The sequence below is a fragment of the Chitinophaga vietnamensis genome, from assembly GCF_902167635.1.
Taxonomy (GTDB): domain Bacteria; phylum Bacteroidota; class Bacteroidia; order Chitinophagales; family Chitinophagaceae; genus Chitinophaga; species Chitinophaga vietnamensis.
The window spans coordinates 177,862-190,762 of sequence record NZ_CABHMS010000007.1 but is presented as its reverse complement, the minus strand read 5'-3'; the positions used below and the strand labels follow the sequence as shown (position 1 = coordinate 190,762).

12 protein-coding genes are annotated in these 12,901 nt (G+C 50.4%); 7 read left to right on the top strand and 5 right to left on the bottom strand.

What is annotated here, in order from left to right; genetic code table 11:
• Positions 1 to 35: 35 nt before the first annotated feature.
• Positions 36 to 1,346, top strand: coding sequence for a DEAD/DEAH box helicase (locus FPG75_RS19440; protein WP_236652842.1), 1,311 nt, complete (start codon positions 36 to 38; stop codon positions 1,344 to 1,346).
• A 35-nt stretch (positions 1,347 to 1,381) separates the two neighbouring features.
• Here the strand turns inward: FPG75_RS19440 and FPG75_RS19435 are convergent, their stop codons facing one another.
• Positions 1,382 to 1,726 (bottom strand): hypothetical protein, encoded by a 345-nt coding sequence (locus FPG75_RS19435; RefSeq protein WP_143308984.1) that lies wholly within the window; start codon positions 1,724 to 1,726, stop codon positions 1,382 to 1,384.
• 44 nt (positions 1,727 to 1,770) lie between these two features.
• Between FPG75_RS19435 and FPG75_RS19430 the strand changes: the two genes are divergently transcribed.
• Positions 1,771 to 2,682, top strand: a complete 912-nt coding sequence (locus FPG75_RS19430; protein WP_236652841.1) for a helix-turn-helix domain-containing protein — start codon at positions 1,771 to 1,773, stop codon at positions 2,680 to 2,682.
• Positions 2,683 to 2,761: 79 nt separating this feature from the next.
• Positions 2,762 to 3,481, top strand: a complete 720-nt coding sequence (locus FPG75_RS19425; protein ID WP_143308980.1) for an SDR family oxidoreductase — start codon at positions 2,762 to 2,764, stop codon at positions 3,479 to 3,481.
• Between the two features lie 32 nt (positions 3,482 to 3,513).
• Here FPG75_RS19425 and FPG75_RS19420 read toward each other — a convergent pair whose 3' ends face one another.
• The 4 genes from FPG75_RS19420 to pepE form a co-directional block, all read right to left on the bottom strand.
• Entirely contained in the window at positions 3,514 to 4,023 is a 510-nt protein-coding gene (locus FPG75_RS19420; RefSeq protein ID WP_143308978.1) for a hypothetical protein, read from the bottom strand.
• A gap of 23 nt (positions 4,024 to 4,046) precedes the next feature.
• Entirely contained in the window at positions 4,047 to 4,409 is a 363-nt protein-coding gene (locus tag FPG75_RS19415; RefSeq protein ID WP_143308975.1) for a VOC family protein, read from the bottom strand.
• A 50-nt stretch (positions 4,410 to 4,459) separates the two neighbouring features.
• On the bottom strand, positions 4,460 to 5,047 hold the full coding sequence (locus tag FPG75_RS19410) for a TetR/AcrR family transcriptional regulator (protein WP_143308973.1): 588 nt from the start codon (positions 5,045 to 5,047) through the stop codon (positions 4,460 to 4,462).
• A 120-nt stretch (positions 5,048 to 5,167) separates the two neighbouring features.
• The gene (pepE, locus tag FPG75_RS19405) at positions 5,168 to 5,896 is read right to left on the bottom strand and encodes a dipeptidase PepE (RefSeq protein ID WP_143308971.1); all 729 of its coding nucleotides are present in this window, start codon (positions 5,894 to 5,896) and stop codon (positions 5,168 to 5,170) included.
• Positions 5,897 to 6,575: 679 nt separating this feature from the next.
• Between pepE and FPG75_RS19400 the strand changes: the two genes are divergently transcribed.
• From FPG75_RS19400 to FPG75_RS19385, 4 genes are read left to right on the top strand one after another with little or no spacing between them, the layout of a single operon-like run.
• On the top strand, positions 6,576 to 9,602 hold the full coding sequence (locus FPG75_RS19400; RefSeq protein WP_161596851.1) for a SusC/RagA family TonB-linked outer membrane protein: 3,027 nt from the start codon (positions 6,576 to 6,578) through the stop codon (positions 9,600 to 9,602).
• 20 nt (positions 9,603 to 9,622) lie between these two features.
• Positions 9,623 to 11,161, top strand: a complete 1,539-nt coding sequence (locus FPG75_RS19395; RefSeq protein WP_143308967.1) for a RagB/SusD family nutrient uptake outer membrane protein — start codon at positions 9,623 to 9,625, stop codon at positions 11,159 to 11,161.
• 8 nt (positions 11,162 to 11,169) lie between these two features.
• Positions 11,170 to 11,835, top strand: a complete 666-nt coding sequence (locus tag FPG75_RS19390; protein WP_143308965.1) for a hypothetical protein — start codon at positions 11,170 to 11,172, stop codon at positions 11,833 to 11,835.
• A gap of 11 nt (positions 11,836 to 11,846) precedes the next feature.
• Entirely contained in the window at positions 11,847 to 12,884 is a 1,038-nt protein-coding gene (locus FPG75_RS19385; RefSeq protein WP_143308962.1) for a DUF5007 domain-containing protein, read from the top strand.
• Positions 12,885 to 12,901: the final 17 nt, after the last annotated feature.

Sequence of the window (12,901 nt, the reverse complement as noted above, 5' to 3'; positions counted from 1 at the left end):
ATTGTACTTTTGCGGCAATGCAAAAAGAAAAGTTCATGGCAGACCAGTTGCTCGCCAACCTGGGAATTGATACGCTCAACGAGATGCAACAAGCATCTATCGCTGCCAATACGCAACATGATGATGTAATATTGTTGTCGGCCACCGGCTCCGGCAAAACGCTCGCTTTCCTGCTGCCTGTAGTGGCTTTGCTGGACCGCGCCAGCAAAAAAACGCAGGCACTCATTGTAGTGCCTTCCCGCGAGCTGGCCTTACAGATAGAAAAGGTTTTCCGCCAGATGGGCAGCGGCTACAAGATCACTGCCTGCTACGGCGGCCACCTGCGCGAAACAGAAGAGAACAACCTCATCGAAGCGCCTGCCGTGATCGTTGGTACGCCTGGTCGCCTCGGCGATCATATCCGCCGTGGTAACATCACCACCGACAGCATCACCACCCTGGTGCTCGACGAATTTGATAAAACCCTGGAACTCGGCTTCCAGGAAGAAGTGTCGTTTATTACGGAGCAATTGCCCGCCGTAAAAAAACATATCCTCACTTCTGCCACAGAAGCCGTGGAGATACCGGCCTTCGTAGCGCTGAAAGACCCTGCCAGACTGAATTTCCTGCCAGAAGGCGGCGCACCTGCAGAACGTCTGGCTATTAAAAAGGTATTATCTCCCGAAAATGATAAAGTGGATACGCTCTTCCGTCTTATCTGTCATCTCGGCAATCGTTCTACTATCGTGTTCTGCAATCACCGCGAAGCGGTAGAACGTACCAGCGCACTGCTGGCCGAAAAAGGGATCATCAACACTTTCTATCATGGCGCCATGGAACAGCGGGATCGCGACAGCGCCCTTTGCAAGTTCCGCAATGGCAGCGTGAATGTGCTGGTCACCACCGACCTCGCCGCACGCGGGCTGGATATTCCTAATATCCGTTATATCATTCATTACCACCTGCCGCATACGCAGGATAGTTTCGTGCACCGCAACGGTCGCACCGCCCGCATGGAAGCCAGTGGTACCGCCATTATCATCCTCTCGCCTGAAGAAACGCTGATGCCTTACATCACGGAAGAAGTGGAAGAGATCACACTGCCGGAAAAAGCAGTGCTGCCCGACAAACCCAAATGGACCACGCTTTTCATTGCCGCCGGCAAGAAAGACAAGGTGAACAAGATCGATATCGTCGGTTTTCTTACCAACAAAGGAAGATTGAAGAAAGAAGATGTGGGGCTGATAGAAGTGAAGGACTTCTTTTCCTTTGTGGCCGTTGTGAAATCGAAGGTGAGCCATACTTTGCAGCTCATCAAAGATGAAAAGATCAAGAATAAAAAAGTGAAGATAGATGTAGCAAAATAAAACAGAAGGTCCCGGTTAGCCGGGACCTTCTGTTTTTACGCCGTGAATGATTGTGTAACCTCGATCAGGCCTACAATATGATCGTTGAATGTTTCCAGTTCTTCCGCCGGCACCCATAGTTCGTTATGGATCTCGCCGCCAACATTTTCTACTTTGAATTGCTTCACGTAATCTGTTTGTACGGCAAAGCGTGTAACAAAGCCGGCGCCATAGGCCGGCACATTCCATTCCACAGATATCTGGATAGCGTATGCTTCATTCATCACCGGGTAAAAGATAGGCTGGTCGGGCAATCGCGGCGGAAAACGTTTCCATCCGGATTCTTCGATGAGTGCCAGTTCTTTAGCGCCCACAGGGCGATACAATATCGTAAGTTCCATACATCAGGTTATTTATCTAATTTCACAAGATACAAATTATGCATATGCCAGTGAAGCCCGATATCCCGCAATTTGTGCTTACTAATTTCCGGCAGGAACACCGCCAGGAGAACGATAGCAGCCACTTTGGCTACAGCAATCTGCCCGATAGCAAGAAGATCAAAGGCTTTGAAATATATTCCAGCGAAGGCGTGAAGCCGGCGCTGGGCCCGCTCAAATCATTGTTCTACCGTATGAGCTTTTCCGTGAAAGGCAGTGTGGATGTGCAGATCGGGCTGGAAGAATTTTCCTGCCGCCCGGGCTCTGTGGCTTTCACCTTTCCGGGTCAGGTGTTCAGTAAAAGGAATATCAGCGCAGATGCTTTCGGGTATTATATCCTGTTTGATAAAGATTTTATGGAAGAGGTGATGCCGGCCGACCGTCTTGTGCAGGAATTTCCTTTCTTTGATTACAGCGGCATGCCGCATGTGGTATTGCCGCTGGAGGTAGTGGCCGCAACCGAAGACCTGCTTAAAAAGATGAATGAAGAAGTGCAGGAGATGCGCACTGGTAGAGAGAAGGCGATAAAGATGTACCTCTATCTTTTGTTGCTCGGCGTGAAACGTTGCTACGATACGCAGCAACCCGCCACCAATGGAAATGATTACCTGGTGGCGCGTTTCCGCAAACTGGTGAGCCAGCATTTTCTCACTAAAAGAAAAGTATCTGATTATGCAGAGCTGTTGAATGTGACGGCCAACCATCTTAACAGAACGGTGAAGAATAGCACCGGTAATACAGCTTCTGCGGCCATTTCAGAGATGCTGTTGCGCGAAGCAAAAGCGGTGCTTAAATATACAGATGCATCTGTTTCAGAAGTATCCTATCAACTGGATTTCAGCGATCCCGCGGCTTTCAGCCGTTTCTTCCGCGAGCAAACGGGCATTACCCCGATGGCTTTCCGCCGCAATGCATGATCGGGTTAATACAATGCATAATTGAGCCAATGATCCCCACTGTTTTCTGTTGCAATTTTGTTGTACTAAAAATTACAACATGAGCACCTCATTTGAAAACAGGAAAGTAGTGATCGCTGGCGGCTCTTCAGGCATTGGCCTGGCCACCGCAAAATTGTTGGCCAAAGAGAAAGCGGCAGTAACCATCACCGGCAGATCGGCAGACAGGCTGGAAGCCGCCACCAGGGAGGTGGAGGGCTTACAATCAGCGGTGCTCGACAGCTGCAACCGTGCAGCTATTGATAGTTTCTTTGCAGGCTATGGCCCGGTAGATCACCTGGTGGTGGCGCTCAGCGGCGCCAAGGGTGGTGGCCTGTTTGCCGATCTCTCTTTAGACGAACTGCGCGAAGGCTTCGAAGGCAAGTTCTGGCCGCAGCTGAACACTATACAGGCGGCATTGCCTTATCTGCAAAAGAATGGTAGTATTACGCTTATCAGTGCTATTTCTTCCGTGGCTGCTTTGCCCGGCACTTCCGGTCTGGCTGCTATCAACGGCGCGCTGGAGCTGATGGTGCCTGGCATCGCCAAAGAGATACAACCCTTACGGATAAACGCTGTTTCACCTGGCGTAGTAGATACTCCCTGGTGGGATTTCCTCCCCGAAGCAGCCAGGAAAGAGGCTTTCGGACAGTTTGCCAGTCAAACTGCCGTAGGCAGGGTAGGGCAGCCTGAAGAAGTGGCCGATGCCATTGTGTTCCTGATGCGGAATGGTAATATAACTGGAACGGTTATACGTTGCGATGGCGGTTTGCATCTTTAAAATGCTTAAGCCCTTGAAGCGCTTTAAGCGCTTCAAGGGCTTAAGCTACTACTTTGGTTGTGGGTGCAGCTATTGAGATCACTGTTTTTCTTTTCCTCAGCCGGCGTACCAGCTGCAAAGCCGCTTGGCTGCTCAGGTCCTGGTCTACGGGCTTTCCGTCGATAATAATTATTGGTTTGCAACAAACACGCTGCCTGTTTGTGTCTGCGCGCAGTATGATACGATCCGGCATTGGCTGTTGCAGGCAGGTGGCAGTATCTGTCAGTAAGCATTTCCAGCTGTTGCTGTGGAGGACATTGCTGTAAGGTGTGCAGCCATTGTTCATGCGCTTCGCAGGTGGTGATCAATGGCGGCTTTGCGCTATCTATGATATTCACCATGGCTTGTTGATGCATCCATTGCTTTCTAAGGCTATCCGTTTGCCGGGCGGTAGGCCTGTGTTGGGCAGGGGAGGCGGCTTTCAGCACTTGCAGCCGGTTGGCCGCCTGTCCGCTGTATAACGTTGACGCCAGTACGAATAGGATGGTGAGCAATCGTTTCATACCTGAAAGATAATCTTATTCCATTAAGGATACTGATAACTCACTTCCATCATCACACCAGGTTCGAGAAAGCAATAAAAGGTATAGCTGTTGCGTATCTTCCCGGGTGCGCGATCCGCCTGCACGGAGCTGTTTTGTAGTTGCCGGAAACATGCATCCACCGCCTCGGTGGAGTCCAGGAAAAATCCGAAGTGGAAGTTATCAGGATACATGGGCGTAGCCTTTCTGTTGGCCATGAGCACGAGGGTGAAGCCCGCCTCATTGGCTAGCACCACAATATCATTATTGCCTTTGGTTTCGATAGTGCGGAAACCGAGGCAGCGGGTGAAGATGTCAGTTGCGGCTGGTACATCGGCCAGCGGCAGGTTAAGATGATTGATAGTCATAGTATGTTTTTAATTAACGAACATTCGTTCGTTTTTATGATAAAAATTTTTTAAGGTTTCAATGCTTTAATCACGCGTTCAAAGGCCTGTTTCAATTTCTGTTCGCTGAGCGAGAAGGGTTTGCCCGACATATTACTATTATCCAGGTGAAATTTCACCAGTACATAAAAAGGTCCGTAAGCCAGGGCCCAGAACACTTCTACCGGCAGATCGGCGAGCTGTTTCTTTTTCACGGCGTTCTTCACAAAGCGGCGCATGGCATTGCGGAACACCTCTTCCTTTACGATCTGCTGATGGATCAGTGGCGAGTTGCGGAATTGTTCCGAAAAGTGGAAGTGCATAGGATGCCTGGCCACATATTTCAAACGGTTCTTCCATTGCAGCCAGAGGCCCGCTTCAAAGTCCATTTCCGGATCAAAATTGCGCAGCGTTTCCGTTGCAAATACCGCCGACACCTCCGCATAGAGCTGATTGAGCAGATCTTCCCGGTTCTTGAAATAAATGTAGATCGTAGATACAGAAATACCCACCGCCTTCGCCAGCTTATGCATGCTCAGGCCATCAAAGCCCTCCTCCACAATCATCGCAATCGCCCGCTCCCGGATCGCAGCTTCTTTCTGTTCATCTCTTGTTCTCATGATGCAAATATAAACGAATAATTGTTCTTTTAAGTGGATTTTAGCGAGGTTTGTCTTACTCAGGATTATAAAGATTTAAAGGATTAGCAGGTTTTTTTTAATCCTGTAAAAAAAAACCTGCTAATCCTTTAAATCTTTATAATCCTGAGTAAGACAAACTTCGCTTCCGGCCGCCAGTTCATACGCTTCTTTGCCGGGAAGGAATACACGTGCGCTAAGTGTGCCTTGCAAGGTGATGTGATCGCCTTTGATCTCGAGCCAGCTGCCTTCGCGGAGGCCGAGCACAGGGATATTGTTTTGTGTATGAAACTCACGGATACGGGTTTCGCGCGTTTCACCCATGTGCTGTGAGCCGGGAAGAGGATCGAGGTAATGCGGGTTGAGGTTGAAGGGAATGAGCCTCATAGTAGTGAAACTGGGCGGATATACGATGGGCATATCGTTGGTGGTTTGCATGTTCACGCCGCCAATGTTGCTGCCAGCGCTACAGCCCATATAAGGTTTGCCCGCTTCTACAGCGGATTTCAGCGGCAGCATCAGGTCTTGCTCATGAAGTTGTTTTACCAGGAGGAAGGTGTTACCGCCGCCAGTGAAAAATCCCTGTGCCTGTTGCAAGGCTGTCTTTTTATCTTGAAAAGTATGTAAGCCACGTACATGGATGCCGATCCTGGCAAAAGCCGCTGCCGCCTTTGCGGTGTAGTCGTCGTGTGAAATGCCGCCTGGACGGGCATATGGAATGAAAATGATCTCCGTGATGCCCGCATATAAGGTTTGCATTACCGGTTGCAGGTAAGCCAGGTATTCTTCCCCAAATAAAGTGGAAGTACTGGCCAGTACAATATGCTTCATGCGAAAAAAAATTTATCAAAAGTAAGTGAAGCTCCGGAAAAAAATTATATTTGATACGGAACCATAATGAGTGCACTATTCGGGCCATGTCATTTTTTTGTCGGTAGCATAGGGTAAATGAAGCCAACACTAAAAAAGATTGTCATAAATTTTTCAAAAATTAAAGAGGCATATTGACGTCGGTTTTACGCTTATTATTTTGTGTACGATAGTGAAGTGAAAAAGGAACAATGAAAATTTTTATCAACCAGTAAATTAACGATTGTAGTAACCACGATTGTGATGTAACAACATCCCTATCAAAACCAGACCCAAAATCAACGTGTAGCAAAGGAGCTGTAGTAGTAGCTGGAAATTCAAGAGAACATATCATGCCTCGTAGTGTATCTGCGCAACATGCGTATATACCTGCCTGTATGAACACGTTGGCGGCGCCGCACCCGCCAGGGAGAGCTATGTGTATTTGTCATTCTAAAAATATGAGAACAATGAAAAAGCGTTACGAAAAACGTATGCCGCGCAAAGCTGCGCCCATACCGGATTTTACCACCGTGCCTTCGCGGGTTTCATAACAACATATAGCTGAAAAACGGCGGCGTTCCGCCTGTGCACAGACATTGCAAAATGCCTGAATAGGACACTGTTGCCTACCATGAATCATTTTAAATATGTAATAGCCATGAGAGATCACCTTTCCACGCGCTTACGGGAAAAGAAGCGGCGCCGGATCTTTTCGCTGCTAACTGCCTGTTGCGTGCTGCCTGTTATCTGTTGCGCCGGCCCGCAACAGGCCATGGCAGCGCCTCAACAAACACCTGCTGCGGCCCGGGACTCCGTTCCCGCCACAGGAGATTCCACTGTTATCTCCGAATATGATGTGATACGCACCATCAACAGAAGAACAGCCCCAACTGTATTCAGGAACAATGATACGCTGGCCCTTGGCCAAACTGCCCTTTATCCCTATACCTCTGTACAACAGATGATGAAAGGTAATATCAGGGGCCTTTACGTGCAAGAGCCCAGTGGCGAACCTGGAACAGAACAATTCATGTATGTACGCGGTACGGCCATGCCACTGCTATCCAAAAGAGAAGTATACCAGGTGCAACCTGCAGTATACGTAAATGGCGTGCCGCTCGTCCAGGATAATACGATTATCTTCGATATCCAACGCAGCGAACGCAATCGCCTGGGGCCCGCCACCAACCTGTTGGCCGCCGTGAACCCTGACAATATACAGGAGATACAGGTGTTTAAAGATGCCAGCGCCATCAGCCTCTTCGGCCCACGCGGCGCCAACGGCGTGATCAACATCATCACCAAAAACGCTTCCAGCGGGCAACGCCGTATCAGCGTGAACAGCTACTTCGGCATCAACCTCTATGATCCTGTATTCACCACGAACGGCCAATATGAAAATCGCTTCCGCAAACCGTACTATGAAAAGTATGCGAAAACCGGCGACTCGCTCAGCTTCCCTTCCTGGCTCCGCGACTCTTCCAATGCGAGCTATTTCGGCCGCTCCAACTGGACAGATCTCTACTTCCGCAATACCACACAACATACCGTGAATGCCAGCATCTCCGGCGGCTCCGAAAGAGCTAACTTCCGCTTCTATGGCGACGAAACAAGGGCCAACGGCATCGCGGATAATACCCGGCTCGATAAATACTCCGCGTCGTTCATCGTAAATATGTCGCCCATCAAGTGGCTCATGGCCTCCGCCATGGTCAATGCCACACGCCTCGACCGGCAACGCAATACCGCTATGCAGGACCGCTTCGATGAAACGGCCTACATCCCGGATATCAGCAGCCCGCTGTCGCCCGACAAAAGCGCCTATGGCGACTATCTCAGTAACTTTAACAAAGGATTCGATAAGAATCATGTAAACAGCATACAGGGTACCTTCTCTCTCGCATTTGCGTTTAACCGTTTCCGTTATACTTCCCGTCTTCTCTACGACTACAACGAAAACCGCCGCGATGTGTTCTGGCCCGGCACCCTCATGGATGGCGCCAATTACGCCTCCAACTATTATGGCGGCAACCAGCGCGTAGGCTTCGAAAACGTCGTAGACTATGAATACAGCCCCTCCAGGGATCATCGCTTCAGCTTTGAGGCAGGACAATCATTACAGGCAGACCTCTATAAATATACCTACGAGCGCGCTTACAAAGGTATCAGCGACCGTATCAAAGTAAATATCGTGGAAAGCGATGCGAATAAAGCCAACTATCTCGCACCACTGTTCTTCGCCAATCAACTCGTTTACCGTTATATCGATAATGAAAAACAAAGGCTGCTGTCTTTCTACGGCCATGTGAAATACAACTATCGCGATATCTTCCGTCTCTCACTCACCCTGCGTAGCGACGGATCCTCACTGGTAGCGTCTTCCAGGCGATGGCTGTTCACGCCTGCCATCGGCGCGGAGTGGAATATGAAACAACATTTCCTGCAGGATCAGCCAGCGATCAGTGACCTTAGCGTACATGCCTCCTGGGGCCGCATAGGCCGGCTGCCCGGCGACGACCGATTCGCTGCAGGCCCCCAATATAAAGTGGACCTCGGCACCAGCGGCAATCCCAACATGTACTCTTACGCAGGCGTAGCGGGCATCTCACGGCCTTACTCTTATGGATGGGTAGGAGAGAACGTAGGATGGTCCTATGCAGATATCCTCACCATCGGCGCCAACACCGCCTTCTTCAACAACCGCCTCCGCATCGAAGCAGACTATTATTCGAAGAACGACAAGAACATGCTGCTGCCGATGCCGGTGGTAGCAGAATCTGGCTACATCAGCGCATATATGAGCGGCATGCAGGTAAACAACAGCGGCGTGGAACTCGGCATCGCGGGAGAGGTGATCCGCAGTAAAAATTTCCAGTGGACACCCAGCTTCAGTGCAGCATACAACAAAAATGAGCTGAAAGCCTTGCCCAATGGGGCCAGAGAGCTCATCATCGGCGACCGGAAATTTGAAGTGGGCAAAGCGGTAGATCAGTTCTGGCTATACGAAAACCAGGGCATCTACAACAGCAACAGCGAAGTGCCCATCAACCCGAAAACCAATATGCCGCTGAGTTTCAAAGGCGTGGCTTTCACTGCCGGCGATGCCAGGTGGCGCGATGTGAACGGAGATTATATCATCGATGATAAAGATAAAACGATGACCGGCCACAGCATGCCCGTGTATACCGGCAACTTCTGCAATACATTCCGTTATAAACAAGTGGACCTCTCCTTCTCTTTCTACTTCGCCGGAGGCCATAGTATCCTCAACAGCAAAACCGCTACACGGCTGGATTTCATCAACCACGACGGACAATCCAACATAGAGTCGGTGAAGGATATCACTTACTGGCAACGTCCGGAAAATATGAAAAGCTATCCGCTGTATAATCCGTGGAGCGCGGTGATCCCATACCGGGCAGACCAGGACCTGTTCCTCGAGCGCGCCACTTTCGTGAAGTTGCGCAGCATATCGCTGGGATATGACCTCGCCGGCAGCAAGTGGTTAAGCAGGGTAGCGCCAGGCGTCAAACGCTGCTACGTATATGCCACCGGTAATAACCTGCTTACGTTCAGCGGCTACAGTGGCGGCGATCCCGAGCTGAGCTACTACAATGGCTACGATAACGGCTATACGATCCCTATTCCGAAAACGTATACCGTAGGATTGAAACTGGATCTTTAATCATTTGTCATCTCATGCGTATGAATAATATATTTCGTTCAGTAAGAAAAGCCGCCCTGGCATTGGCACTCACGGCCACGGGCGTGTCGTGCAGCAAGATACTGGATGTAAAGTCCACCCGGCTGGTGACCGATAAAGATTTCTGGTCTACCGTGCAGGATGCACGTAGCAGTCTCATTGGCGTATATGGCCTCACCCGTGCCGCCCTCGCCGACAATGCCGCCTTCTGGATGTATGGCGAGTTTCGTAAAGGCGATTTTGTGCCGGTGTCACGTGCCGATCTCAAGGCGGTAGTGAACAACGAGCTGAATGTATCTTTTCCGCAATTGCAATCGTTGAAAAGCTGGCGCCGTTTTTATGCCGCTATCAACGCTGCTAACCTGTTCATCGAACGTTCGGGTAATATTGTAGCGAAGGACGCTTTTTATACCGCGGCCAACCATCGCCTGGACATAGCGCAGGCAAGGGCTTTGCGGGCATTCCTCTATTTTTATATGGTGCGTGTGTGGGGAGATGTGCCGCTGATCGTCACTTCTTATGATGGCCAGTTTCCGCAGTTGCCGCGCACACCGCAGGCCACCGTGCTCGATTTTGCAGAGAAAGAACTGGTAGCTGCTGCGAAAGATCTGCCCTTTATCTACCAGAGCGGCGATCCACAGATGCCCGGCGAGCTGTATTTCAATCAGGGATACGGTTTCTGGAAAGGCACGCTGGTGAACAAGATCAGCGCCTATGCCGTGCTGGCGCACATCGCAGCCTGGCAGCAGCATTACACCGATGTAATGTCCTATACACAATTCATCCTCGACAATTACACGCAAGCCGGTACCACCTTCACACCAAAAACAGAAGAGCTGTGCAGGAGCGACAGCGGATTTTTTGCACGCACAGGCCCCAGTCAGATACTCAATTTCGCTTTCGATTATAACAATTCAGAAGGCGTAACCGAAGGGCATTTGCAGGAGTATACCCTCGCGCAACCCATTACCAGCAACCGTTTGCCGGCGATGTATGTACCGCGCGATTCTATCCTGTCTTATTTCAACTGGCCCGGCGATGAGCGTTTCAGCATCAACCTGAATACCGGCTATCCGCTCACAGAATATTATTTCACCAACTACAATACCACTACACCGGTGTTCAGCAAGATCAAGATCATTGAAGATGGAAAGGCCGACAAAGGCATCTTCCGCATGTATAATGCTACCATGATGTTTTCACGCATGGAAGAGTTGATGTTGCTCCGCGCAGAAGCTGCCGTGGTAACCAACAATCCTGTGGAAGCAAACCAGTGGCTATCGGCGGTGATGGTGAGCCGGGGGATTGTAAGCCCGTCTTTCAAAGGCAAAGATATGCTCGACGAAATTTTCAGGGAGAGAAGGAGAGAGTTGATGGGAGAGGGATGGCGCTGGTACGACCAGGTACGCTATGCACGCCTGCGGCCCGGCAGGAGCGCCCTGGCGCCTTTGCTGAACAATGGCGGTATCTACTGGCCACTCGCCGATGAAGTGCTGGCGGCCAATCCCAAGCTCGTACAAAATTCTTATTGGCTTAAATAATCATGGCAATGCAGAAACGAAATATCTATAGCATACTGTGCTTTTCGCTGCTGGCAGCATGGCTGCTGGCAGGCTGCCAGAAAGATGGCGGCTACAAAGAATATTCAAAGGGTGTTACCCAGGTGGATGCTAACATGTACGACTATCTGAAAAGTAAGACCGGCGTATTTGACTCGATGGTGGTAGTGATGGACCGCCTCGGGCTGAAACGTGTGATGAGCAACACACAGATCACTGTGTTCGGCGCTACCAATACCAGCTTCGCTACGGCCCTGGGCAACCTGAATGTGCTGCGCCGCAAGCAGGGCCTGGCTCCTGTATCGCTTAATACCATCGATCTCAAAAACCTGGATACGCTCTTCTGCCGTTATGTGGTGCCTGGCGTATACCCGGCCGACAGTTTGCGCGAGTTCCCCGACGGACGCGGTATCAATTCGCTCAAATACAGCAGGGAGGTGAATTTGCAGCTGTTCACACAATCCGCCTCCGGGTTCTCCGGCGGCGGCCCGAAGTACATCATCTACAGCGATACCAAGGGCTCCTTCTACATCAGCAAATGGGTAAGGGCCAACACGATGTCGATGGACACTTACGTGAGGAATGGCGTATTGCACATCCTGAGCGGAGATCACGAGTTCGGATTCAATGAGTTCATCAGCAGGTTTGACAAATAAATTGATTTACCATGAAAAGATTGCAGCTACTGTTGGCAGCAGCCGGCCTGATAGGCACACAGGCCTGTGTGAAAGTGCCTGCTGATGTGGATTACATCAGCCCGGGCGCAGGCTACAACCAGACCACCTTTGAGCCGGTATTGGGCAGAACATCGCTCCTGCCCGGCGATCCGCAAACCAATATCTTCAATGCCGACCACTCCACCTTGCCGCTCACGTTCAAAGTGATGAACGTGCGCACGGCAGCAGGAGAGCCGGTAGATATCTTCAATAAAACATTTCCGGTGCTGGTGTGGAAAGAAGCCTATACCGGACTGGAAAAAACAAGGGAAGAGATAGAGAAAAAACGTACGATAGAAGAGCACCATCTCTTTGAAGTGCGGGAGCATTCCGGGCAGTTCGTGATGTGGACGCCCATCGATCCTGCTTATCTCAATGCCGTAAAAGTGCAGCCAGACCCCGGGTATAGGTTCGATGTGGAAGTATCCAACAGCGGCGGTACTAAAATGATCCGTAACATGGAGCTGAAACCTTTGCGGCAGCAGCCTTACGAGCCGAACACCATCGATCCGGTAACAGGCAATTCCTATGGTACCAACAACCCCAACCTCGTGGTCAACATCAAAGCAAAGAACTCGGACTACTATATGGGCAACAGCGCTATCAAACTGATCTTCTACAAGGATCCGAAATCGACCGGCAACAGCCTTACGTTCGAGTTCCGCGATTCTTCCTACAATCCCATCGATCCGAAAATGTTCGGCGATACCAAATGGGAAGAAGTAGTGCATCACTTTGGCGCCGCGCAGTTTGCGCCGGATGGCGTTACCTACGACGTGGCTTATCCCGTTCCACTAACGCCCTTGCCTACACGCTATACGAATAACCTGGGCAACCGCGCGCATGTGCAGTTCAGCTACAGTCGTATAGGCGTGGCCGGTATACGGGAAACAGCTTTGCTGGGCACCGACCTCGCCATCTATGAGCCGGGCAACTGGCGCGTGATCTTCTGGTTCTGGGCAAGAAATCCTGATTTCTCAAACAATTGACCACAGGAGAGATACAA